The 20,066-nt window shown below is 34.3% G+C and carries 34 protein-coding genes and 1 pseudogene; all 35 read right to left on the reverse strand.

Annotation, left to right across the window (positions count from 1 at the left end):
• Positions 1–135: 135 nt before the first annotated feature.
• The 35 genes and pseudogenes from ACWPVL_RS03550 to ACWPVL_RS03720 all read right to left on the reverse strand — a co-directional run bounded on the left by ACWPVL_RS03550 (position 136) and on the right by ACWPVL_RS03720 (position 19,908).
• Positions 136–351, reverse strand: a complete 216-nt coding sequence (locus ACWPVL_RS03550; protein WP_454386956.1) for a hypothetical protein — start codon at positions 349–351, stop codon at positions 136–138.
• A gap of 95 nt (positions 352–446) precedes the next feature.
• The gene (locus ACWPVL_RS03555) at positions 447–689 is read right to left on the reverse strand and encodes a hypothetical protein (protein ID WP_454386958.1); all 243 of its coding nucleotides are present in this window, start codon (positions 687–689) and stop codon (positions 447–449) included.
• A 13-nt stretch (positions 690–702) separates the two neighbouring features.
• Entirely contained in the window at positions 703–915 is a 213-nt protein-coding gene (locus tag ACWPVL_RS03560) for a hypothetical protein (protein WP_454386960.1), read from the reverse strand.
• Positions 916–1,020: 105 nt separating this feature from the next.
• Entirely contained in the window at positions 1,021–1,308 is a 288-nt protein-coding gene (locus ACWPVL_RS03565) for a hypothetical protein (protein WP_125373111.1), read from the reverse strand.
• 22 nt (positions 1,309–1,330) lie between these two features.
• Positions 1,331–1,885 (reverse strand): NAD glycohydrolase toxin immunity factor, encoded by a 555-nt coding sequence (gene ifs, locus ACWPVL_RS03570; RefSeq protein ID WP_454386962.1) that lies wholly within the window; start codon positions 1,883–1,885, stop codon positions 1,331–1,333.
• Between the two features lie 250 nt (positions 1,886–2,135).
• Positions 2,136–2,711 (reverse strand): DUF6572 domain-containing protein, encoded by a 576-nt coding sequence (locus ACWPVL_RS03575; RefSeq protein ID WP_454386964.1) that lies wholly within the window; start codon positions 2,709–2,711, stop codon positions 2,136–2,138.
• 29 nt (positions 2,712–2,740) lie between these two features.
• Positions 2,741–3,295 carry an NAD glycohydrolase inhibitor gene (locus ACWPVL_RS03580; protein ID WP_454386966.1) on the reverse strand — a complete coding sequence of 185 codons (555 nt, stop codon included), beginning with the start codon at positions 3,293–3,295 and terminating at the stop codon, positions 2,741–2,743.
• Positions 3,296–3,424: 129 nt separating this feature from the next.
• Positions 3,425–4,303, reverse strand: a complete 879-nt coding sequence (locus ACWPVL_RS03585) for a DUF4299 family protein (RefSeq protein ID WP_454386968.1) — start codon at positions 4,301–4,303, stop codon at positions 3,425–3,427.
• Positions 4,300–4,767 carry a hypothetical protein gene (locus ACWPVL_RS03590; RefSeq protein WP_454386970.1) on the reverse strand — a complete coding sequence of 156 codons (468 nt, stop codon included), beginning with the start codon at positions 4,765–4,767 and terminating at the stop codon, positions 4,300–4,302. The genes ACWPVL_RS03585 and ACWPVL_RS03590 overlap by 4 nt, the downstream gene beginning before the upstream one ends.
• A gap of 263 nt (positions 4,768–5,030) precedes the next feature.
• Positions 5,031–5,558, reverse strand: coding sequence for a hypothetical protein (locus ACWPVL_RS03595; RefSeq protein WP_454386972.1), 528 nt, complete (start codon positions 5,556–5,558; stop codon positions 5,031–5,033).
• 187 nt (positions 5,559–5,745) lie between these two features.
• Positions 5,746–6,732: an ADP-ribosylglycohydrolase family protein gene (locus tag ACWPVL_RS03600; protein ID WP_125370791.1), complete on the reverse strand. Its 987-nt coding sequence runs from the start codon at positions 6,730–6,732 to the stop codon at positions 5,746–5,748.
• A 180-nt stretch (positions 6,733–6,912) separates the two neighbouring features.
• Positions 6,913–7,239 carry a hypothetical protein gene (locus tag ACWPVL_RS03605; protein WP_125370928.1) on the reverse strand — a complete coding sequence of 109 codons (327 nt, stop codon included), beginning with the start codon at positions 7,237–7,239 and terminating at the stop codon, positions 6,913–6,915.
• 104 nt (positions 7,240–7,343) lie between these two features.
• Entirely contained in the window at positions 7,344–8,057 is a 714-nt protein-coding gene (locus ACWPVL_RS03610; protein ID WP_454387665.1) for a DUF6572 domain-containing protein, read from the reverse strand.
• Between the two features lie 203 nt (positions 8,058–8,260).
• Positions 8,261–9,007 (reverse strand): PoNe immunity protein domain-containing protein, encoded by a 747-nt coding sequence (locus ACWPVL_RS03615; RefSeq protein WP_454386975.1) that lies wholly within the window; start codon positions 9,005–9,007, stop codon positions 8,261–8,263.
• A 15-nt stretch (positions 9,008–9,022) separates the two neighbouring features.
• Positions 9,023–9,613: an endonuclease V gene (locus tag ACWPVL_RS03620; protein ID WP_454387667.1), complete on the reverse strand. Its 591-nt coding sequence runs from the start codon at positions 9,611–9,613 to the stop codon at positions 9,023–9,025.
• Positions 9,586–10,065, reverse strand: coding sequence for a toxin-antitoxin system YwqK family antitoxin (locus tag ACWPVL_RS03625; protein ID WP_454386977.1), 480 nt, complete (start codon positions 10,063–10,065; stop codon positions 9,586–9,588). The genes ACWPVL_RS03620 and ACWPVL_RS03625 overlap by 28 nt, the downstream gene beginning before the upstream one ends.
• Positions 10,066–10,200: 135 nt before the next feature.
• The gene (locus ACWPVL_RS03630) at positions 10,201–10,623 is read right to left on the reverse strand and encodes a DUF4304 domain-containing protein (protein ID WP_454386979.1); all 423 of its coding nucleotides are present in this window, start codon (positions 10,621–10,623) and stop codon (positions 10,201–10,203) included.
• Positions 10,620–11,060 (reverse strand): DUF4304 domain-containing protein, encoded by a 441-nt coding sequence (locus tag ACWPVL_RS03635; protein WP_454386981.1) that lies wholly within the window; start codon positions 11,058–11,060, stop codon positions 10,620–10,622. Before ACWPVL_RS03635 ends, ACWPVL_RS03630 begins: the two co-directional genes overlap by 4 nt.
• A gap of 68 nt (positions 11,061–11,128) precedes the next feature.
• On the reverse strand, positions 11,129–11,605 hold the full coding sequence (locus ACWPVL_RS03640; protein ID WP_454386983.1) for a hypothetical protein: 477 nt from the start codon (positions 11,603–11,605) through the stop codon (positions 11,129–11,131).
• 96 nt (positions 11,606–11,701) lie between these two features.
• Positions 11,702–12,241, reverse strand: a complete 540-nt coding sequence (locus tag ACWPVL_RS03645; protein ID WP_454386985.1) for an ankyrin repeat domain-containing protein — start codon at positions 12,239–12,241, stop codon at positions 11,702–11,704.
• Complete coding sequence (locus ACWPVL_RS03650; protein WP_454386987.1) at positions 12,228–12,773, reverse strand: ankyrin repeat domain-containing protein; 546 nt, start codon at positions 12,771–12,773, stop codon at positions 12,228–12,230. The genes ACWPVL_RS03645 and ACWPVL_RS03650 overlap by 14 nt, the downstream gene beginning before the upstream one ends.
• Positions 12,774–12,781: 8 nt before the next feature.
• Positions 12,782–12,844: pseudogene (locus tag ACWPVL_RS03655) on the reverse strand (GH-E family nuclease); the annotation flags it as partial.
• Between the two features lie 107 nt (positions 12,845–12,951).
• A complete protein-coding gene (locus ACWPVL_RS03660) occupies positions 12,952–13,158 on the reverse strand; it encodes a hypothetical protein (protein WP_454386989.1) in 207 nt (68 codons plus the stop codon).
• 83 nt (positions 13,159–13,241) lie between these two features.
• Entirely contained in the window at positions 13,242–13,448 is a 207-nt protein-coding gene (locus ACWPVL_RS03665; RefSeq protein WP_454386991.1) for a hypothetical protein, read from the reverse strand.
• A gap of 27 nt (positions 13,449–13,475) precedes the next feature.
• The gene (locus ACWPVL_RS03670; RefSeq protein ID WP_454386993.1) at positions 13,476–13,955 is read right to left on the reverse strand and encodes a hypothetical protein; all 480 of its coding nucleotides are present in this window, start codon (positions 13,953–13,955) and stop codon (positions 13,476–13,478) included.
• Between the two features lie 8 nt (positions 13,956–13,963).
• Positions 13,964–14,782 (reverse strand): hypothetical protein, encoded by an 819-nt coding sequence (locus tag ACWPVL_RS03675; protein WP_454386995.1) that lies wholly within the window; start codon positions 14,780–14,782, stop codon positions 13,964–13,966.
• Between the two features lie 37 nt (positions 14,783–14,819).
• Positions 14,820–15,197, reverse strand: a complete 378-nt coding sequence (locus tag ACWPVL_RS03680) for a hypothetical protein (RefSeq protein ID WP_454386997.1) — start codon at positions 15,195–15,197, stop codon at positions 14,820–14,822.
• A gap of 166 nt (positions 15,198–15,363) precedes the next feature.
• Entirely contained in the window at positions 15,364–15,801 is a 438-nt protein-coding gene (locus tag ACWPVL_RS03685; RefSeq protein WP_454386999.1) for a hypothetical protein, read from the reverse strand.
• A complete protein-coding gene (locus ACWPVL_RS03690; protein WP_454387001.1) occupies positions 15,767–16,570 on the reverse strand; it encodes an EndoU domain-containing protein in 804 nt (267 codons plus the stop codon). The genes ACWPVL_RS03685 and ACWPVL_RS03690 overlap by 35 nt, the downstream gene beginning before the upstream one ends.
• A gap of 69 nt (positions 16,571–16,639) precedes the next feature.
• Positions 16,640–16,858, reverse strand: coding sequence for a barstar family protein (locus ACWPVL_RS03695; RefSeq protein WP_454387669.1), 219 nt, complete (start codon positions 16,856–16,858; stop codon positions 16,640–16,642).
• Positions 16,859–17,226: 368 nt separating this feature from the next.
• Positions 17,227–18,366 carry an immunity 70 family protein gene (locus ACWPVL_RS03700; RefSeq protein ID WP_454387003.1) on the reverse strand — a complete coding sequence of 380 codons (1,140 nt, stop codon included), beginning with the start codon at positions 18,364–18,366 and terminating at the stop codon, positions 17,227–17,229.
• A 37-nt stretch (positions 18,367–18,403) separates the two neighbouring features.
• Positions 18,404–18,778 (reverse strand): hypothetical protein, encoded by a 375-nt coding sequence (locus ACWPVL_RS03705; RefSeq protein WP_454387005.1) that lies wholly within the window; start codon positions 18,776–18,778, stop codon positions 18,404–18,406.
• Between the two features lie 23 nt (positions 18,779–18,801).
• Positions 18,802–18,948 (reverse strand): hypothetical protein, encoded by a 147-nt coding sequence (locus ACWPVL_RS03710; protein ID WP_454387007.1) that lies wholly within the window; start codon positions 18,946–18,948, stop codon positions 18,802–18,804.
• Positions 18,949–19,024: 76 nt separating this feature from the next.
• Positions 19,025–19,672 carry an Imm59 family immunity protein gene (locus tag ACWPVL_RS03715; RefSeq protein ID WP_454387009.1) on the reverse strand — a complete coding sequence of 216 codons (648 nt, stop codon included), beginning with the start codon at positions 19,670–19,672 and terminating at the stop codon, positions 19,025–19,027.
• A gap of 38 nt (positions 19,673–19,710) precedes the next feature.
• Positions 19,711–19,908: a hypothetical protein gene (locus tag ACWPVL_RS03720; protein ID WP_454387011.1), complete on the reverse strand. Its 198-nt coding sequence runs from the start codon at positions 19,906–19,908 to the stop codon at positions 19,711–19,713.
• Positions 19,909–20,066: the final 158 nt, after the last annotated feature.

The raw sequence follows: 20,066 nt of genomic DNA on the forward strand, positions 1-20,066 counted from the left end.
GAATATTTTCCTCAGTTAAATCTACCAGCACTTCATACTAACGGTATGCTTGATATCCCTCAGGATATGGCAAATCTCTAGTATTAACATATTGTAAATTTTATAAAGCTGAACTCGATGACTCTAGTTTAGATTTTAATATGCTAAACCAAGTTTTGTCCATTTGCCTGTATCTAGATTTAATAGGAAATGAAAACGATCGCGACCGTAGGAATCTAGATTCTCCTCAATAACTGCATCGCAAACAACCTTTATTTGGTTACTGAGAACATCTGTGACATAAACCATAGCATAACCCTCAGGAGATTTAGCTTGATAAGTAAGATTACCATACAAATCAAATATTTTCATCTCAGTTACCGAAGTTTGTTTAGATGAAGTTCTATAAATAACTAAAATCAGTTTTTGATTAGGATAGAAAGAGACTGTTTCTTTATAAGGAATCTCTATTTCATACCTTTGATTATATCCCAGGAAATAATGTCAGTCGACTCATGATATTGGAGTATTAACAACCCATCTATAGAGTAATAATAAAAATCTGATGCAATAAAATTTTTTCCAATTCCAATAAAAATAACATTTTTATCTTTATCAATGTCTGCAAATATTATATTTTCTATGTGAATTTCTATAGTTTCTCCATTATTCTCCCACTTAACACTTTGGTCAGTATATTTAACCCTCATATAAACTACCCTCTCAATATTCTATATTACGAATTTCAATTATCTCTAAATGTTTCATTTTTTCTCTTCCCTTCAACATTTCAATCTGATTGGGTCCACCTGGCAAATACATGTTGATTTCCAAATCTATTTGAGGTCCGATAGATCCTACATTTGCAGGTATTTCACTCCCTTCTTTGACTCTATATTGAACAACTCTATCAATATCTTGAAAACCTCCTGTCATCTATGACATTGTATAATTGCCATTTCCTTTTATTTGATTCATTTGGTAATACAACTTTCCCCTTCATATAAGTATGCTCAATGAAAAATATATCACTGTTTCTAATCAATCGATTTCCGAATCATCTAACTGAATTGGAGTTTCTTTTATCCAAAATGTTGTTTTTATCAAACGATAAAGTCGATTTATTGCATCACTTTCATTTTTAAATTCGTTTCTTATCCAGGTATCTTGGCGTTCATTAACTTCATAAACTTTATACTTCCTAGACTTATCATCATAATAATATCCCAAAGTAAATTGACCTTCAAATCGTTCATCAAGCGCAATATGAAATGCCCCTATCTTATCTCTATGTTTATTAATAAAATTTACTAGTTCTTGTTGCGTCATTTTAAATTTTCCATGGTGTTTCCTATAGTTTCACTACCTTAAGTGGATTGTAGTATTTTTCCTTGAATTCCTTAAGGATCTTCTCTACCTTTTCCACCTCATAAGACTTGAAAGAAGGAATTGATTTAATATTTCCAATTAATCGACTGTAATATCCACTAGTTTTTAACTTGTTAGGAAGTTTTTCTATTGTATCAAGTATAAGAGGAACTAATTTTCTTGTATCAATTTCAAAAGGAAGAGGCTTATATTCCGACAGAATGAAATCTTGAAGTAATAAATATTCTGTAACTTGCCATATTTTCTTTTCATCAATACTTAAAGAGAACTCTTTTAATATCTCAAATGTCCTTTTCTCTATATCTTTATCACCTTCTACATATAGAGGGAATAAACAATATTCCATCAACACCTGAATATCAGTGTATTCTGTTATCATTGAATTGCGTTGTTGAAAACGATACCTAATATCCTCTCCAAGAAATGCTTCTGCTTCTTTCCCTTCCTTCATTATTTCACGATAGTCTTTTACAAAATTTTGATAATCTTTAGGCTCTGGTATTTCAAATTTTTTCATTTATTTACTCCATTGGTTAATTCTAAAAATTCCTTCAACTTGCTCAATTATATTAGTGCCAGGTTTATAGACACGTGGATTTTTGATTTCATAGTATCCTTGACGTTCAATCGCAGATAAAAATTTGTCGTATGAATGTCCTGTTGTGTCAATGACGGCATATGCAGTTCGCTATTTTTACCTGTTTAAAAAAGTCTTAATAACCTAGTCCAATTATACCACAAAAAAGAGAGCGAATTCGCTCTCTTTATTACTCCGGCAATTCTACCTTTAAACTCATATCTGTATTCTGTAATGTCTTCTGTACAGCTGCTAAAAAGGCTAGACCGTTGTCAGATGGGGAATACTGGAATGTGATATGAATGACTTTTTTATCAAAGTTATCGCCGTATCGTTTCACATACTGTTTGCTTTCGAGGAAGTAGATGTAGTTGTTGAGTTTTTCTTGAAGCTTCAACAGATGTTCTTCTTCGGTATCTGGAAGCCAAAGATTACCATCTATTAATAAAAGTTCCAAGTCTGTATCACTCGTTCCGATTGCATCAATTTCTGAAACATCTAACTGAATAGGGATACTTTTAATCCTACATCTAAAATTTACAATCTCATAAATCTCTTTAATAGCATCCTTTTCTCTTTCAAAACTAGCTTTTTCATGTAACTGTTGACGTTCAGTCACCTCATACACTATAAATCTATTTGCACTTAAATCCTGATAATACCCTATCGCAAACTGCTCTAAAACTTTTTTATTCAAGTGTACGGTATAATATCCAAGTTCATTGCTATTAAATTTTAAAAAGTCTAATAATTCCTGTTTTGTCATCAAAATTCCTACATCCTGAATTTAGTTTCCTACAATTCTACTACCTTTGGTGGATTGTAGTATTTTTCCTTGAATTCCTTGAGAATCTTCTCCACCTTTTCTTCATCACACTGTCTGTATAATGGGTTACGATCTAATACATTACACAACCCTTCATAGGTATACGTTCGTTTTTGATTATCTGATAGGTGGGAAGTGCTTTCTATAATATTTCTTACCAATTCATCTGTTTCAATAACAAAGGGAATATCATAATAATTCGTTACAAACCATTTTTGATTAGAAATATATTGAGTGACCTTCTTTAATTTCATTAAATCATTAGATAAACTAAACTCTTTCAAGATATCAAAGGTTCTACGCGCTATATCCCTATCACCTTCTGCATACAGAGGGAATAAGCAATATTCTATCAATACTCCAATATCTGTACTATCAAGTTCATAAGAGTCCCTTTGCCATATACGATATTTTGGATTTGTACCTAAAAAAGCTTCTTCCTCTCTCCCTTCTCTCATCACATTACGATAAAAATTAATAAAAGATTGATAATCTTTAGGCTCTGGTAATTCATATATTTTCATTTAGTTACTCCATTGATTTATTCTGAAAATTCCCAAACTTATCTGATTTTTCAGCCTGATAGAACATATTTGTCGGAATGTAAAATCATATCAAAGAAGACTTCTCAAAAGATATTTTTATCCGACTTTTTAAATTCTGGCTAGTATATGTTGTAAAGTCTCAGGTGAAATTGGGTCCACCAGAACATACTTGGCATCCAGCATATAGATGCCCTCGGTCAATGACTCTAAGTACTGACGATAAGGAACTTCGGCTAGTTTTTCCCCATCGGCTGTCATGATAAATAGTCGTGCAACTGCAACCTTACTTCCTCTATACTGTTGCAAATATTGAGGTTCTAACTCTGGTTGAGCCGGTAAGATTGTTCGTCCTTCACTATTTAGATAATTGATAGGGATAATGATATCCTCACCATCCTGCTCTACTTTAAAAACTTGCTGCTCAGAGTAATAAGCATTCAGCTGTTGGGTAAAGCGCAAACGCTGGTCATAGCTATTCAAAAGTTGCTCGTCCGGAACATGGATAATCTGCCCTAGGTAGAGTTCATTGATGTAAATGGGACGTTTCACTCCCATAACTTCTACTATAGGATGGACTTTTACTTCCTTGGTCAATTCTGAAAGAGCAGATAAGAAAATATCCGTGAAATGAAATTCTAGAATAGAATCTTTATCATACTCCACACCATCATGTTCACACACAGTTACATCTAAGAGAATGAGCAAGGTTTTCAAGAACATCAAGGCCCCAGTCCAGTCAGAAGCTGTCGCCAAATCTGGAACAGCTACCTGATAGGCTTGACCATCAAAAGATAGACGGAACCCTAAACTAGACTTCTCTTTGACCCCAAACTGAACGGAATGGAAATCCGAAATAAGAGAGTCTGCAGATGGCTTTAATCCTGCATCCTTAGCGGAAACGCTGTAACATTCAAAGAGTTCTGCTTGAAGCACCTCACCAATTCTTAGTGATTGGTTGCTTTTTATTGTAAAAATAACTGATTTCATGTTTTTCTCCTTCGGTCTACTGGCAAATCCTTTCTACGACGTAGAATCGTTACTTCGCTGACAGGGATTTTCCCTGATGCATACATGGTCTGGCCATATTTCTCATCCAATAATTCCGCATCATCAGCTAAATTGTTTTCAATTAGAAATTCTTTATCAAAAACCAGGAGTCGCACATAAGAATCGGGTGCTGTAAAATCATCATCCCCATGCTTGTGACCAGCAATTGTAAATTCATGTTCTTTATACAAAACACGATCATAAACCGAATACCTCTGACTAACCTCACTATAAGGCACAAGCTTCCCGTATAGACCTTCTTCTTCACCATCTACATAGGAACTATAGGGGAAATAGCCTTCTTTCAACATTGCCGGATCTTCTGAAAGAAGGATATAGTCATTTATATAATTCACAAAATTAGAGTATACTTTATTTTGGTAAACTAGAAATTCTTTATCCATTTTATCCCTCCACGTATTCCATTATACCATCTTTATTGACTCTACCAACCAATACTTCCTCTCCTCCGACGTTCAGGTACATTTTTGACCCGTCAGTTAGGTTGGCTGAAGGAAATTTGGTATCTGGATCAACTATTTTATACTACGGAATCAAATATTCATCTATCGCCAAAATAATTATTGTTATTCTCAATTGGAATAATCTTCTACATATCTGTTTGTTCCGTAGACTTTGCTATTGCTTTACGGATAACAACCATTTTCTACTCCCCACTTTCATTTTGTCCGACCGACGAAGCATCTGATTGGTTGTCTTCTTGACTGTCGCTTGTGCTTGCTGAACTATCTGATTTTGGGAAATCCAAACTATACTCAGTTTCTGTACTAATCGCTGGGAGATCAACATCTATTATTTCCTGATCTTGAACAGGATGATAATAAGCAAAAAAGGCCCAAACCATATAAACAAGAATGGCTGGATATATAATCAAATGCCTTCCCCAAAAATCCCCAGAAGCTTCAGCTCCTCTTGTAGACATTCCTTTCAATTCTGGATATTGAGCCTCGTATTGTTTCTTTTTTGTCCAATACGGCCTTGATATAACAATACCTGCAAATACAACTAAGCCAATTGAAACATTTTCAAAGATTAGATTCCTAGATCCTGAATGAATCAAAACAAAGGACAGAATAGCTCCTGTAACGGCCGTTAGCAAGAATATAATGCGGCTATAAATAGCTTCTTTTTTTACTCTAAGATATTCTTTGATAAGTAAGTCTTTTTCTTTCATGATAATCCTTTCGTTTACCGTGTAATTTTAAGCTGTATCTGGGAACCTTGATATTGCAGATAGACTTGGTCAACTGGTAGATTTCCTTCTCTCCTATTTCCAAAAACAACTCCATCTCTTCCACCATCTTAGAAATCAGTTCATCCTAATTTCAAGGATTGCTCAAATATGCAACAACTACAGAAAATCAACGTTCTAGCCATTCTAGCATTTGTCGACATTTTTCGTCAATCAATTCTCTATTAGCCAGCTGTTGAATCCATTTTTCTGGGATGCCTTCCAGTTGATAGTGGGCTCCAGCCAAGGTACCTGTAATGGCACCGATGGTATCGGTATCCCCTCCAAGATTAACGGCTTTTAGAACAGCTTCTTCAAAACTCTCTGTTGTCCCCAAACACCAGAGACAAGCCTTTAAGGTATCAACAACATAGCCTGTAGAAGCAATATCTTCCCTGGCTTTTTGATAAAATTCTTTGTCAAATATTTCTCTAAAATGTTCTTGATACTCTTCCCAGTATTCTGGTTTTTTCTTGAAATAATCTTCAAGATAAGGTTTTGATTGACAAAGTAATTTTTCTAAACGAATGTTAAGAAGAAAACCAATTAAAAGCTGGACATAAAGAATAGATGCCACGATAGACCTTGGATGAGCATGGGTCAGCTTAGTATATTGCTCAATTATTTTTGATCTATAACTGAAATCAACATTTTCATATAAGAGCAAAGCTAAGGGAGATATCCTCATCAGAGCTCCATTGCCATTATCTCTCTCACTAGTTCCTCCACATTTCTCTGGAGAGACTCCTGCCAGATACCGTTCAATCGCCTGATTAGTCGCAACACCAATATCAAAACAATATCCAAAAGGGGTGAGGTAGCCCTGACGATAAGCTACAAATTTATCCATCAACCCATTCAAATCAGAATCCTCACAGAGGTGTTCAATAAGTGCTAAGGATAAAGAAGTATCATCTGACCAGGTTCCAGCTGGTTGATTATAGGTTCCATAACCCACCATATCTGAAATATGATAGGTATCTCTAGCTCTGAACTCCACAGGAACTCCCAGTGCATCACCTATAGCTAGACCAAAGATAAGCGAATTTATCTTTTGTTTAAGATTATACCTTCTATACTGATTTGAATCATCTTCCCATTTATCTCTTAATCTCACAGCCTTTTCCTATTCTATTATATCCATTTTTAGAATAATATTATCAGCAACCTCTTCCACACCCTTTATCAGGAATGTTGAATCCCTTATCAACCAACATACTAAAAGAATTGACCCTGACAGCTTCAGAAGCACTGATTTTCCAAGTTATAAATTCGTTAAAATATAGAAATTTAGCAATCAATCCTCTTCATCAAATATAAGGGCATCTAGCTCTTCTATATCAGCCATAATCCCTTCATAACTAGAGATAATATTATGCAATACTCCCAAGGTGATGATGCCTGTTGAGTCCTTTATCGTAACCTCAGTGCCTATGCCGCTTAACTCATAAATTAACTCTCTAACCCTTCGAAGCTCGTCCAGCTTTAAGTCATCTACTACCATCACTGGATCATGATTTTCTATTCTTAGCTTTAGTTGTGAAAAAGGTAAAGCAGAATATTTTCTTAATATCTTGTATGTCATAGACTTAGTATCAATGGTCTCAATACGAATATCTAACACAAGCTCTACCCCTTTCTTTGATAATAACAGTCCAAGTGTTGTCCAATTCAATTATACCATACTGTAAGAGACAAAAAAGAGAGCGGAAATTCGCCCCCTTCATATCACTCCGGCAATTCTATCTTCAAACTCATATCTGTAGGTTGTAACACCTTCTGAACCGCTGCGAGAAAGGCTAGACCGTTGTCAGATGGGGAATACTGGAATGTGATATGAATGACTTTTTTGTCAAACTTATCACCGTATCGTTCCACATATTGCTTGCTTTCGAGGAAGTGAATATAATTGTTCATTTTTTCCTGCAGAATTTCCAGATGGACTGCTTCAATTTCTTCTTGCCACTCGAGAGAGTCTACTAGAAGAAGCTCTAAATGATTATCAACTATACCAATAGCGTCAAGTTCAGTTGGTTTTAGTTCTGAAGATATGGCTTTTTTTACAAGAGCTTTAAACTCTTCAACATCAAACAACTCACGTTGATTTTCTATATTTGATAGCATAGTTTCAGGATGATTACGTATATAGTTTCTATCAATGTCATCTTGCTTACTTAAGGGCCAGTTCCCTGTTTCGGCATAAATCATCACCTCATATGCTCCCCTAGAAGATTGAAATGCTTTATCCATTAGTTCCTTAGTAATGGGGTAACATACTTCTGGGCCCATAGCTCCTCCAACTTCTTTAAAGAAGCTAATTTCGTAATAACCATCTGTTTCATATACAACAAATCCATCGCCTCTATGTACAATCGTATTGGAATGATTATAATCATCTAACTCATCTGCCTTTGGCCAACGATGATTTTCACAATAAAACATTACTTCTAAAGCATCTTTTTCTGATTTTGAAACACGTTCTGCTAATTTTTGGCTAATGGGAAAGTTAAGCACTTCTTTCCCTCTACTCCACAGGATCTGATAATCATTGTTGTTTTTTAATATCGTACAATTTTTGTATTGCTGAATTCCTATTGTCATGCAAGCACCTATTCAAATACCTTTATTAGTTAAATTAAAATACTCTATACTTCAGCCCATTCAGCAATCAAATCATAAGGGAAATACGGTACACCTTCCAATTCCTTGTAATCCAAACCCTTGAGTTTGCAGAGAGCGCCTGATTCAAAGGACCAATAACCTACATGGTTTTTTACATTCTGCTTATGCAAATCATACCAGCCTGCATCTCTGCTCCCTTGATACCATTTATTAGTCAAATATTCTTGCAACCGTTTAAGTGCCTGTTCAGAATTCTCTTCTTCAATAATTTTCCTAGTAAAGCCATAGGGTCTTGGAAAATTATAATTAATCCGAATCTTCCAAGCTGGATGACGATATTGAATCAGGTAGTCAATCAAATAATCCTCTGGATCATCTTTTTTTACCAAATCTACCAGCTGTTCAAAAATCTCCTCATCAATCTCTAACAGAATACCAATAGAAAGCGCCCATACCATTTGTTCATATCCCCATCCCTTATGCCATACTGGAACTAAACAAGCCACAAATGAGATGTATTCCTCTTTAAAAACTAACAAAGAAGCCCCACTAGAATAAGTTGCAAATAAAATATCCCTCTGATAAGACAATATAGTCGCTAAAGTTGAATGATACACTTCTATTGTTGGCTTCTTATAGTTTTCGATTCCATTATCTAAATCAATTTGAAGTTTTATTAATTTCTCTTGAAAATACTGTAATGCCTCTTTATTTGACATTAGACCAGCTTTATAATTCTCTTCTGTATTTAAAGTATCGCGTATATTCATTTTATATCTCCTTTATTACGGCCAAACAGCGCCAGGTTTAACTCTAATAATCCTACCAGTAGAATCCATTATTTCTTTGGTATAATAAGTTGAAACATTCCCACTTGTATCTACTTTACTGATGACAAAATCCACATCGCCTGTTTCTAATGCCCTCTCGATAGAAATCTGTTCCATCGGATCTAAATTTCCCAATCTATCTCTTACCCAATTTTGTGACATCTGCGGACCAGATTTTGTATGCTGGTTAATCTGAGAACTGCCCCACTTGGTTTCATTAATAACATATGAAGGTGGTGGAGTTATACTTAATAATATCAGCAGTTTAACTGCCTCCAAAATCAGAGGCAATTCCCTGAAAGCAAAAAATCCTGGAAGATAGGGAACTCTAATTTCATTATGAAAACTAACCTCCTCAACAATTTGGAGATTTTCCCGGTCAATAACCACAAGGCAAGCAACACCGTATTCTTTGTCATTCTCTGTCCAATAGGCCAAATCCACTCCTGCGACATAACGAATATCTGAGTCCTCAAAATGATTAGATAAATCTATCTGATTCTTTAATTGATTCTGTTCTACTTCAAATTCATGTCTAAAGTCGATAAATCAATACCCCACTTTTTTGCTCTCTTTAAATCATCTTCGGTAGGCTCTGTTTTTTCTTCAATAACTTTACCAGTCTCATCATATTTTTTATAGAGAATTTCTCCTCCTGCAATACAATAAGAAACCGACTCAATATCACCATTTTCAAAATATTCTTTTTGAATTCCTTCGGCTGCACCTCTGTCTTGATTATTAATACTTTTAATTTTTCCATTAGAATAAAAGTAGACAGCTAGACCATGCCTATATCCATTATCTATATATCCATAAAACTCTAATTGACCATCTAGATATAAATCATAGGCTAAACCAGTATAAGGAACCTCTTCTCCTGATTCATTTTCATAGACAATTTGTTCATAGCATTCTCCGCCCCAGTCTAGTTCATCTTCAAAACAAACACCATCACGGAGAACTTCTTCTTTTGTTAAAATTTTATCTTCTGTCATTTTCCAACCTCTGAAATCATATTGAAACCATCCAGCATATCTGGAAGTCCTTTAATCTTATACAGCAATTTCTCTGTTTTTATACTTTTAGACTTTTCACTGATATTTTTTGAATTCTGTGTTATTCATTAAAAATTAGAAGCCCAGATATTCTTTCACACGTTTTTTACAAAGAAACTTGAAGTGAGGGTACAACTCAAAATAGTTTGCTAGTCCATCATCAAAGGCAGGCTGAATCAACATTTTGATATTACTATTAATAGAAGCCACTAAACTTTCTGAGGTTATCTTCTCTAGATTATAGCTATCTAGGTCCTGATAAACAAATCTACCACCAAAGTCTTCCAAACCTTGTTTATATAGAGGTAATTTCCCAGCATAAATGCCTTTGATCAAAAAGCCGTAATTGATATAGAAAGAGTTCTCAAAGTTAGATTTTTGAAAGCCAATAAATACCTTTAAATCAGTATTTTCAAATGTATAATATTTATTTTCATAAGCAAAACTTTGAGATTTCAAAATTTCGCCAACAATCTTTTTAAATTCTGTTTTGTTCATTTGTAGGCAGGATCTAAATATTCTTTTACTTTCAAAGGAAGTCTTCGTTTTAAGTGAGGATACATTTCCAAATAGTCATCAATCCCTTTCTCAAAGGCTGGTTTAATAAACTTCTCTGTATTCTCTAAAATACTCTCTGAAAGACTTTCCTTCGTCAGACCAGACAGTTTATAATCTCCAATCATTTTGTCGTTATCATTGTAAACAAAGCGACCTCCAAAATCTCCAAAACCATGACTCAACTTCTCCAATTTTTCATGAAGCTTTTTTATAAAAAATCCGTAATTGATATAGAAAGAGTTCTCAAAGTTAGATTTTTGAAAAGCAACAAAGACAATCAAATCTTCATTTTCAAAATAATATTGCTTATTTTTATATATAAAACCTTCTTGTTTTAAAACTTCACCTACATTTTTTTTGAATTCCGTATTATTCATTTTAATAATCCTCTCATATTCACCTGAAACATTTACCTAATAAGTAATTAAACGATACCCAAAATAGCTTAACCCTCTTCAGTTGGAAGATGATCTAGATTTATTGGTTTAGGATTTAAACGTTTCAATACTAATTCATAAAAAAAATTATTATTTAACCTATCAGGTGAACTTAAAGTAAAGTTATTCATAATTAATAAGGGAATAAATTCTGAACCAATTGTATTATAACCCGTCAAATACTCTAACCCATAATTTAAGTTTTTCGGATTTTCAGTACCAACTGTCCAGTAGGCTCCTTTAGCTTGTAAGCGAAAAACCTCTCCAAGATAAACCCAGCTATTAAAGAAATCATCAATGTTTTCAGGATTATTTTTGACATCATTCTCTCGAACGAATTGCGCCAAATCCTTCAAGCTTTCTAAACTCATATCTAGATGATAACCTTGCTTACTAGCTTTTTGCTTTATTGCATCCAAGGTATCATCAATGTAAAACATAAATTCCTCAAAATTTTCCTGAATTTTTTCTTTATTTAATACCATGTGGCCTACCTTTTTTACTTTCGTTTAATTGTGAGATAGCGAATAACTTTATCAAAAAGAATGTTATTTGAAGTAGCAAAATCGCTCCAATCATTCTTACTTCCCCTGAAAATTTTCCAGCAAGGGAAGTAAGTCTGCTCTCCAAGGAAAAATTTTTGTCAACTCTAAACAAGATGGTACACCAGAGCGTTCATCTATATATGCTCCAGCGTTTAAAAGAGCTTTGTACACAGGAAGTAAATCTTCAGTGGAGGCTTTTAATGTCGCAATTGCATATGATAGAGGCGTTCCACCATGAGAATCCTTCAAATTCACATCTGCCCCATTCTTTATAAGCAATTCTGCTTCCTCGAAGAGATATTGGGGATCATCAGACCAATTTGCTTTTGCAGAACCTAATAGTAAGTGAAGAGCTGTGCTCATTCCTTCTGATTGATGATTCACATCAATTCCTTGATGAATCAGATATCTCGCAATTTGCATTCTATCATTACAATTACTAGATTCCGTAAATAGCAGCTCTAACATGGAAAGATTATCATTTGTAAATTCTTGATGAATCTCTCCAGTATAGTATTTCTGAAACGATTTTAAATCTGCATTTCTAATAGACGACTCTAAATCATAAACTCTCATTATTCCTACCTTTTTCATAGCCTTTGATAATATCAAGCAGACTACTTCTCCAAGAATATTCTTCCGCATAGTCTAGACACGATTTCCCAGATTTATTTTTTAACTTATAATCCGAACCGGCCTCTAGTAAAAGCTTATATAGAGGTTCTAACTCATCCGTTGGTAATTTTAATAACGTTACTGAGTAAGTCATCGGAATAGAACCAAATTTGTCAACTGCATTTACATCTATTCCTGCCCCAACAAGTAATTTCACCACCTCGTATGCATATGCTATTTTAGGCCGCCAATTGGCTTGGAAGAAATAATGAAGAGCATTTCTGTTTTCTTTTTTTGACAAAAAATTTATCTCTACCTTCTCAGACAGCAAATATTTAATAATTTTCAATTTCTCTTCTGGTAAATTATCGTTAAGCATTGCCGTGCATAACAAATTAAGGTTTGTATATTCATCAATTTGTGTTACATCATCATTGTAATTTTCTATAAAATCATTATATGTCCCATTTTGAACAATATCAAAAATATCCATCTTATCTCCTATTCAAACTTATGACTTCTATTAGCAGAAGGTGTTTCAATTCTAAAATTATCTGGATTAAAATGAAAATCATTTTATTGTCAAGTCTAATTATACCATACTAGATATGGAGTTCAAAAGAACAGAAAAAGAGGAACCAGTTTGATTCTCTCATACTCATCATTATTAACTATTTTTCTCTCAAAATACTTTCTAATCCGATAAAAACAATATCTCTTAAGACTTCGTTGTAATTGCTATAGTTTTTTCTAGTTTTAATCGCATCAAATGCCGTCTTAATCTGTCCATCTACAATTAAAGTCAGGCCTTCAATTTTCTCATCTGAGCCTTCCTTACCAAATGACTCGTTTAAAATAATTAATTTATTATCTGACATAATATTTACCTTCCTTTACAAACCAATAACGTTCATTTTCAGGAATCAACTTTTCATACTTTTGGCGGTAAGATTAGCCTAATTTATTCGTGATCAATTATTGTTGAAATGCCTTTAAAGATAATATCAGATATGGCTTCTGGATATCCCTCATAACCTTTTTTTTCCATCAAGATATCAACCACACCTTTAATTTTTCCGTCCAGTATCACAGTAACTGCAGGAACTAATTCATCTGTTTCACCATTTTTAAACATCTCTTGAATTACAGTCATCTTGTCGTCATTCATTTGTTTACTCCTTCTATTTTCTTTATTTTATCCACTTTTTTTATTTTTATCAAACACATTATCACCTATGTCTGTCCAAAACCTATATTCTCTTGGAATTAAATCAAGGAAATATTGATATTTCCCTATCCATGGAGCTGAGATATATTCCTCAAAAGAAATATATTCTGCGTAATTAGAATACAATAACAAACTATCCATATCAACTAATAAAGATGGTGCGAAATCATAAATAGCGTTCAGTTTATCCATTTTATACTCATTAGCAAAGACTTTCCTTAACTCTGACAGATCGCAACTATATTTTTGCATATCTTCTAAAAAATAGAGAATATTCTCAGGAAGTAAAATTGGAGAGCGTAATCTATCCTTATAAATCTCATCTAAATTGTATCCCGCTTCTTCGTAATTAATATACCATAACTCCAAATCAGAAATATACCAAGAATACTGATTTTTGTATTTAAAAGCGACAACAATATTTTCACCATATTTTGCTCTAATCATTTTTTCACCTATTTAATTATTCTAGCATTTTGTCCATATTCAATAAACCATTGGTTTATTGGTGCTGGAAGTTCAAAAGCATGACCTTCAAAACCATTTCTCATAAATACACCTTCATCCACTAGTTTAGGAGCCATTCCATTCTGATTTAAAGGATTGGATTTGTATCCCTGTTGTGAAATTACATTCTCATTAATAATGTCATCAACATATTTCGGAACTTCTACTTCTACAATATAAGCCCCTTCCCTTTTTCCCTTAAAATAAGCAGAATGATCTTTTCCAGTTGAAACATTAAGATTATGATCTGACTTCCATTCATTATTCCATGATAGTGTTCCGTCATCGTTAACATATGTCAGTTCCTTACTTCCTCCACCCTGAACACGGTAGTACTTAACCATTTCCTCAGAAGTAGTATCTTTTGTTTTTGGCACTCCTACATCTGACGGAGTCGGTGTCTCAACAGGACCCTTCGTCGTTGGCGCATCCACGTCACCTGGCTTAACTTCACCAATAGTCTTGGTTGCGCTGCCGCCTGATATATGCTTCACCTTGTTCAAACTAAACTTGCTGGCTGCTGAGGAGGTCACATAGCCTCCTACAATATTCCCGATAAAGTTTGCGGTTTGTGCATCTTCTTCACTACCACCTAGGAGCTTAGTCCCATGATAGGCAACCTGACCCGCTGTATAGGCGCCTGCTTCCCCTATCGCAAACTGGGTCAAGCCCTTGACAACGCTCTGGGTCTGCCCTATAGGAATCATGATGGAACTCGCCGTCACAAAGGCATTCCCAACATCATGATACAGCTTATCATTGCCCATGAAAAGCGTATCTCTGAGAGAAGCCCTCTAATACATCTTAATCCTCTACCATCAGCGGAAAAATATCTTCCCCCCTGTACATTTTATCTTTCATTTCTTTCCACTCAATGACTAGTTTATACAATTCATCAGTTGAAATAAAACATGGTTCACCTAATATTTCTTCCTCAAATTGAAAGTAAACTTCTGTTTCTTCCTTACCTATATCAATATTCAGAATATTACCGCCAAAGTCTGACTCTTCTTTTTGACCAGTAACAACCGCCTCTAATTCTTTATAAATATGAGGATAAAAATCCGTGACTTCTGTAATCATAAAGGTTGTTATAATTTCATAATCTTCTCTATTATAGAGAACCGTAAGTGCATTTCTGTTCTCAACACTTTTAAATAACTTATATTCTCTTCTTAACATCTACAAATCTTTCTACTCTGAAATAGTTGGATAAGCTGTAATAATTTTTCCATCAGATTTTCTTATATATATTCTAATCTTTAATCTATTATTATTTTTTCCAACCTGATGATACAGCTTGTCATTTCCCATAAGCGTATCTCTGATAGAAGCTCTCTAATCCATCTCAATCCTCTATCATCAGCGGAAAAATATCTTCCCCCCTGTACATTTTATCTTCCATTTCTTTCCACTCAATGACTAGTTTATACAGTTCATCAGTTGAAATAAAACATGGTTCCCCAAGACTTTCATCATCCATTTGATAGTATACTTCTGTTTCTTCCTTGCCTATATCAATATTCAGCATATTACCGCCAAAACCAGATGATTCTTTTTGACCAGTAACAACCGCCTCTAATTCTTTATAAATATGAGGGTAAAAATTATGAACCTCAAAATCTAAAAAGTCTGACAACGATTGAAATTTTTGATCTGTAAATTTCAAAACTAACATTATGTCATTTTCTTCATTTCCAAAAACCACAACTGAATATATTCTCTTCATTAATCTTACCTCTAAATTCATTTTATTCCATTGGGAATGCTGAGATAATCTTTCCATCAGATTTTCTTATATACATTCCAATCTTTAATCCATTATGACTTTTTCCAATGTATTTGTTTCCATAAGCTAAAACTTTATTACTATATGCCTCATTAATGGCATCTACAACCTTCTGAGCTCTCATATGGTCAGGGAAAAAGGTTGAATACCCTCCATTTCCTTTTTTAGGAATCCCATCAACTTCTACCTTTACCACATAAACTCCAGCATCATTTAAGGCCGGACCTTTTGTACCTTCGATAATATTTCCGGAAGTTCCCTCTACCATATCATAATGATAGCCACCTGCTTGCCCTCTCCTATTTATATCACCTTCAAAAATGTGAATCTTAGACTTCTCAGTAAAGTTCTCTGTATGTTTAAGATTCGCTAAATCATCCATACTGTAGCTTTTAATCTCAACCACCGGCTGACTCCCCATACTTGGAATTCTCCCTTTAATCCAATCTTTTCCTTTGCCGATGGCTTCGGGGATTGTTGTATATGGTTTATTATAATACTGGTTATAGCCCACATAAGCTAAATACAAAGCAGTTCCCCAGCTAAGTGTTTCAGTGATAGGATGGATGTGATTATACCATTCAGCTGTTTGGATTTCTTCGGCTGTTGCTGGCTCAAGTGTAATCGGATTGATCCCTTCTTCAAGGAGGTAATGATTGAACTTCGCCATGTAATTAGGATCACGCCAGCTAAATAATTTCTGACTGTCCATTAGGAAGTAACGATCAATTGCATAGTTGCGATTAGCCCTCTCAGTCTCTGACATGAATAAACCGCTATATGAATCATCAAATTTGTTACCTTAAGGCAACTCCATAAAAATGTTTCCCATTTTTTAATTTTCCACTATGTAAACTTGAAAACTCTTGACCTTACCGCCAACAACATGTTTTTCAACATCACTTTCCCACCAAGGAAGAACATCTTCTTCCAAAATTCCTAAAAATAAGTCTTTAGAAGATAAATCATCTTTTAAGAAACCATCATAATTTTCAAAAATAAAAGTGTATTCTTCAGCTTTTAACCACGATAAGTCTGTCAGCCAATCCGTAATAGATGACCAATTATTCGCATCAGGAAGACCGACAGTTTTTCAAAAAAACGGAATAGCTCTTCTTTGTTTTGGATCTGCTTCCCATCAAAAATTGCTACAAAGCCACTGAAAGTCAATAAGTCTTGCAATTCAAGCTTTGTAATGTAATGAATTTTGTTTTTCACAATTTCAAACCACTATTCTATTTTTTTTACTGTTTTATAATGGTCTATTCTTTTCTTGAAAGCAGGATCAACCTTAGCTAGTTTTTGAGGTAGAGGTCTATTTTGAAGAATTACACGATCTGAGTAATCCCAAGCCGTGTAATAGTTTTATGAATCGATATTGGATTCTTCATAAAATATTTAATTCTAATCAGTCATGACATTTCATAAACTCTTTATTTCAAGTTCAACTTGTTCGTCTATAGCATCCAACAAAGCTCTTTTTATCACAGAAATTAGATTCTTTCCACTGCTTGTCACAAAATAATCTGATAGCGCTTTGATATCTGGACTGATATTGTCACCCCAAGGAGGCATTTTACTTCTATCTTCCTTATCCCAAACAACTTGACTAGGATTAATTCTTTCTAATTCCTTTTGGATGGTCTCCAATTCACTCAAAGCCTCCTCCAACTGGTGTGGCTCTAGCTTTCCACTATATAACTCATTCATCAAAACAGGAAATCTGCTCCCCCAAACATTATTTTCTAAACGAACACAAATTGTTGAAAAAAACGAGTGGAGAAAATCTCCTGTTCCAATAGAATACCAATATAAATCTACTTTTAAACCGACTGTCATAAGTTCCTCACTCTCTCTCTTGAATAGAATTTCAGCATTATAACCTGATTTTTCTATAATTTTATTTTTAATATCTCGGAGTATTTCTAAATTATACTCTTGACCTCTTACATCAATAACAACTGTTTGTTCGGTACCTTCTGGTAAATTTGTGAGTCTTTTTTTAATCTGACTACTCACGTTATTTATTAAACTGTTTCTACCTGAAGAAGTTTCTACATTATAATTTTTAACTTCTACACTACGGCCATTTTTATAAAATTCCGGTCTAACACTTCCTTTAGTACCATAGGGAACTTCTTCTCCATTAATAAATGACTTTTGAGCATCATATCCCTCGTAATCTTTTCCGACATCCAATTCAGATTGTCTCCAAGTAGGCCCGCTTTCTTCTATATTCTTCAGAATTTGTTCGCGGTTATACTTCGGTGGTTCGACATCTACCTTCACCTTATTGAGACTAAACTTACCGGCTGCTGAGTAGGCCGCATAGCCTCCTATAATGCTTCCGATAAAGTTTGCGATTTGAGCATCTTCTTCACTACCTCCTAGGAGCTTGGTACCATGATAGGCAACCTGACCCGTTGTATAAGCCCCTACTTCCCCTATCGCAAACTGGGTCAAGCCCTTGACAACGCTCTGGGTCTGCCCTATGGGAATCATGATGGCACTCGCCGTCACAAAGACATTTCCAACATCATGATACAGCTTGTCATTGCCCATGAAAAGCGTATCTCTGATAGAAGCCCTCTAATACATCTTAATCCTCTACCATCAGCGGAAAAATATCTTCCCCCCTGTACATTTTATCTTCCATTTCTTTCCACTCAATAACTAATTTATATAGTTCATCAGTTGAAATAAAACATGGTTCACCTAATATTTCTTCCTCAAATTGGAAGTAAACTTCTGTTATTTCTTTTCCAATTTCAATCCCTAAGAGATTACCATCAAAAGCATATTCTTCCATACTCCCAGAAATTACACTCTCCAAAGCTTCTCGAACATCCAGATAAAAATTATGAACCTCAGAATTTAAAAAGTTTGACAGAGATTGACAACTAGAGCTATCGAATTCTACTAGCAAAAATTTCCGACTATTTTTAGTTACTTTTACAATATAGTTTCGTTTCATTTCATTTATAAGCACCTTTAAATTTATTCTATTTTTTGTGGATAAGCAGTAATAATTTTCCCCTCAGAATTTAAAATTATTTCAATGTCTATTCCATTTCGACTTGTTCCTGAATAACGACTACCTTCTATCAATTCCATATTTGAATATGCCTCATTAATAGAATCCACAACCTCCTGAGGGCTCATATGGTCAGGGAAGAAGGTTGAATACCCTCCATTTCCTTTTTTAGGAAGGAATTATTTGTTATTCTGTAGCATCATCCCAGAGGGGGGAGGGATAATATGTTTTTTTCCCTATCTTCACTTTGAATTGATTAGATTTTACAAAATGTTCTAATCTTTCCAAAAAAGCTATTTTGGCATCTTCAAAACTAGTAAACTCTATCGTATTCTCCATCACATATGATCTATCATCTCGACCATTAATCATAAATTTACCATCTCTATAGAATAAGTGAAATGCCCATGGAAGATTTTTATTTTCATCAAATAATACATAATGTAAGCTCTCAAAATGGCGTTTTTTAATTTCTTGTTCAACTATACATTTTATATTCTCAATGTCAGCCTCGATTTTATCCCATAATGGAGAGGAATATTCTGCACCTATACCTTCGTCAACATAATATCTATTTATGAAAACAACGTTTTTAAGAATTTCTATGAAACGAATCCGTGCTTCTTGAAAGGTTTGGTATGAATCTTTACCATTCGTACTTGCTCTGTCCATTGTCGAATATACTTCATATACTTCTAATTCAGGATTATATTCTATTCTTGTTTCCCATTCCCTTGGTCCATGATCGTTGAAAATGGAATATCTCAAACTTTCATATCCCAATTTGTGAATATCTGATAAAAGTTCCAATCGCTCTTTTTCTAAGCTAACCATTACTTAACAATCTCCTTTAAGAGTCCCATTTTTTCATATCAAACAACACTTGTACCAAATTGTATTTGTGTACCTCCACCTTGACCGAATATTTTAGCGATTTGACCTTGGCGAATATCCACAATATCATCAAGTTTTAAATTATACTCAGTCAAAGTATTCATAATATCAATTTGAGTATTATGTGAAGCCTCTTTAAATGCTCTCCTGATATTCTCTTTAGTAATATCCTTCACCACTTCATACTTGATATCCCTCAGGTTAAGCCAACTCCAACAATCAAGGGAGTCGCAGACCCCAGATGACTATCAATCGGGTAGTAACCGTCCTTGTACAGTAAGAGTTTACCAATGGTTTATCGGTAAACTCTTGCTTCATTTATTCTCATAAAAGA

Source organism: Streptococcus sp. Marseille-Q8145 (genome assembly GCF_965112035.1).

Coding starts and splice junctions, on each gene's coding strand:
- ACWPVL_RS03550 (WP_454386956.1), bottom strand. CDS start 351: ATGAAAATATTTGATTTGTATGGTAATCTTACTTATCAAGCTAAATCT.
- ACWPVL_RS03555 (WP_454386958.1), bottom strand. CDS start 689: ATGAGGGTTAAATATACTGACCAAAGTGTTAAGTGGGAGAATAATGGA.
- ACWPVL_RS03560 (WP_454386960.1), bottom strand. CDS start 915: ATGACAGGAGGTTTTCAAGATATTGATAGAGTTGTTCAATATAGAGTC.
- ACWPVL_RS03565 (WP_125373111.1), bottom strand. CDS start 1,308: ATGACGCAACAAGAACTAGTAAATTTTATTAATAAACATAGAGATAAG.
- ifs (WP_454386962.1), bottom strand. CDS start 1,885: ATGAAAAAATTTGAAATACCAGAGCCTAAAGATTATCAAAATTTTGTA.
- ACWPVL_RS03575 (WP_454386964.1), bottom strand. CDS start 2,711: ATGACAAAACAGGAATTATTAGACTTTTTAAAATTTAATAGCAATGAA.
- ACWPVL_RS03580 (WP_454386966.1), bottom strand. CDS start 3,295: ATGAAAATATATGAATTACCAGAGCCTAAAGATTATCAATCTTTTATT.
- ACWPVL_RS03585 (WP_454386968.1), bottom strand. CDS start 4,303: ATGAAATCAGTTATTTTTACAATAAAAAGCAACCAATCACTAAGAATT.
- ACWPVL_RS03590 (WP_454386970.1), bottom strand. CDS start 4,767: ATGGATAAAGAATTTCTAGTTTACCAAAATAAAGTATACTCTAATTTT.
- ACWPVL_RS03595 (WP_454386972.1), bottom strand. CDS start 5,558: ATGAAAGAAAAAGACTTACTTATCAAAGAATATCTTAGAGTAAAAAAA.
- ACWPVL_RS03610 (WP_454387665.1), bottom strand. CDS start 8,057: ATGTTTTATTGTGAAAATCATCGTTGGCCAAAGGCAGATGAGTTAGAT.
- ACWPVL_RS03615 (WP_454386975.1), bottom strand. CDS start 9,007: ATGAATATACGCGATACTTTAAATACAGAAGAGAATTATAAAGCTGGT.
- ACWPVL_RS03625 (WP_454386977.1), bottom strand. CDS start 10,065: ATGACAGAAGATAAAATTTTAACAAAAGAAGAAGTTCTCCGTGATGGT.
- ACWPVL_RS03630 (WP_454386979.1), bottom strand. CDS start 10,623: ATGAACAAAACAGAATTTAAAAAGATTGTTGGCGAAATTTTGAAATCT.
- ACWPVL_RS03635 (WP_454386981.1), bottom strand. CDS start 11,060: ATGAATAATACGGAATTCAAAAAAAATGTAGGTGAAGTTTTAAAACAA.
- ACWPVL_RS03640 (WP_454386983.1), bottom strand. CDS start 11,605: ATGGTATTAAATAAAGAAAAAATTCAGGAAAATTTTGAGGAATTTATG.
- ACWPVL_RS03645 (WP_454386985.1), bottom strand. CDS start 12,241: ATGAGAGTTTATGATTTAGAGTCGTCTATTAGAAATGCAGATTTAAAA.
- ACWPVL_RS03650 (WP_454386987.1), bottom strand. CDS start 12,773: ATGGATATTTTTGATATTGTTCAAAATGGGACATATAATGATTTTATA.
- ACWPVL_RS03660 (WP_454386989.1), bottom strand. CDS start 13,158: ATGTCAGATAATAAATTAATTATTTTAAACGAGTCATTTGGTAAGGAA.
- ACWPVL_RS03665 (WP_454386991.1), bottom strand. CDS start 13,448: ATGAATGACGACAAGATGACTGTAATTCAAGAGATGTTTAAAAATGGT.
- ACWPVL_RS03670 (WP_454386993.1), bottom strand. CDS start 13,955: ATGATTAGAGCAAAATATGGTGAAAATATTGTTGTCGCTTTTAAATAC.
- ACWPVL_RS03675 (WP_454386995.1), bottom strand. CDS start 14,782: ATGGGCAATGATAAGCTGTATCATGATGTTGGGAATGCCTTTGTGACG.
- ACWPVL_RS03680 (WP_454386997.1), bottom strand. CDS start 15,197: ATGTTAAGAAGAGAATATAAGTTATTTAAAAGTGTTGAGAACAGAAAT.
- ACWPVL_RS03685 (WP_454386999.1), bottom strand. CDS start 15,801: ATGGAAAGATTATCTCAGCATTCCCAATGGAATAAAATGAATTTAGAG.
- ACWPVL_RS03690 (WP_454387001.1), bottom strand. CDS start 16,570: ATGTCAGAGACTGAGAGGGCTAATCGCAACTATGCAATTGATCGTTAC.
- ACWPVL_RS03700 (WP_454387003.1), bottom strand. CDS start 18,366: ATGGGCAATGACAAGCTGTATCATGATGTTGGAAATGTCTTTGTGACG.
- ACWPVL_RS03705 (WP_454387005.1), bottom strand. CDS start 18,778: ATGAAACGAAACTATATTGTAAAAGTAACTAAAAATAGTCGGAAATTT.
- ACWPVL_RS03715 (WP_454387009.1), bottom strand. CDS start 19,672: ATGGTTAGCTTAGAAAAAGAGCGATTGGAACTTTTATCAGATATTCAC.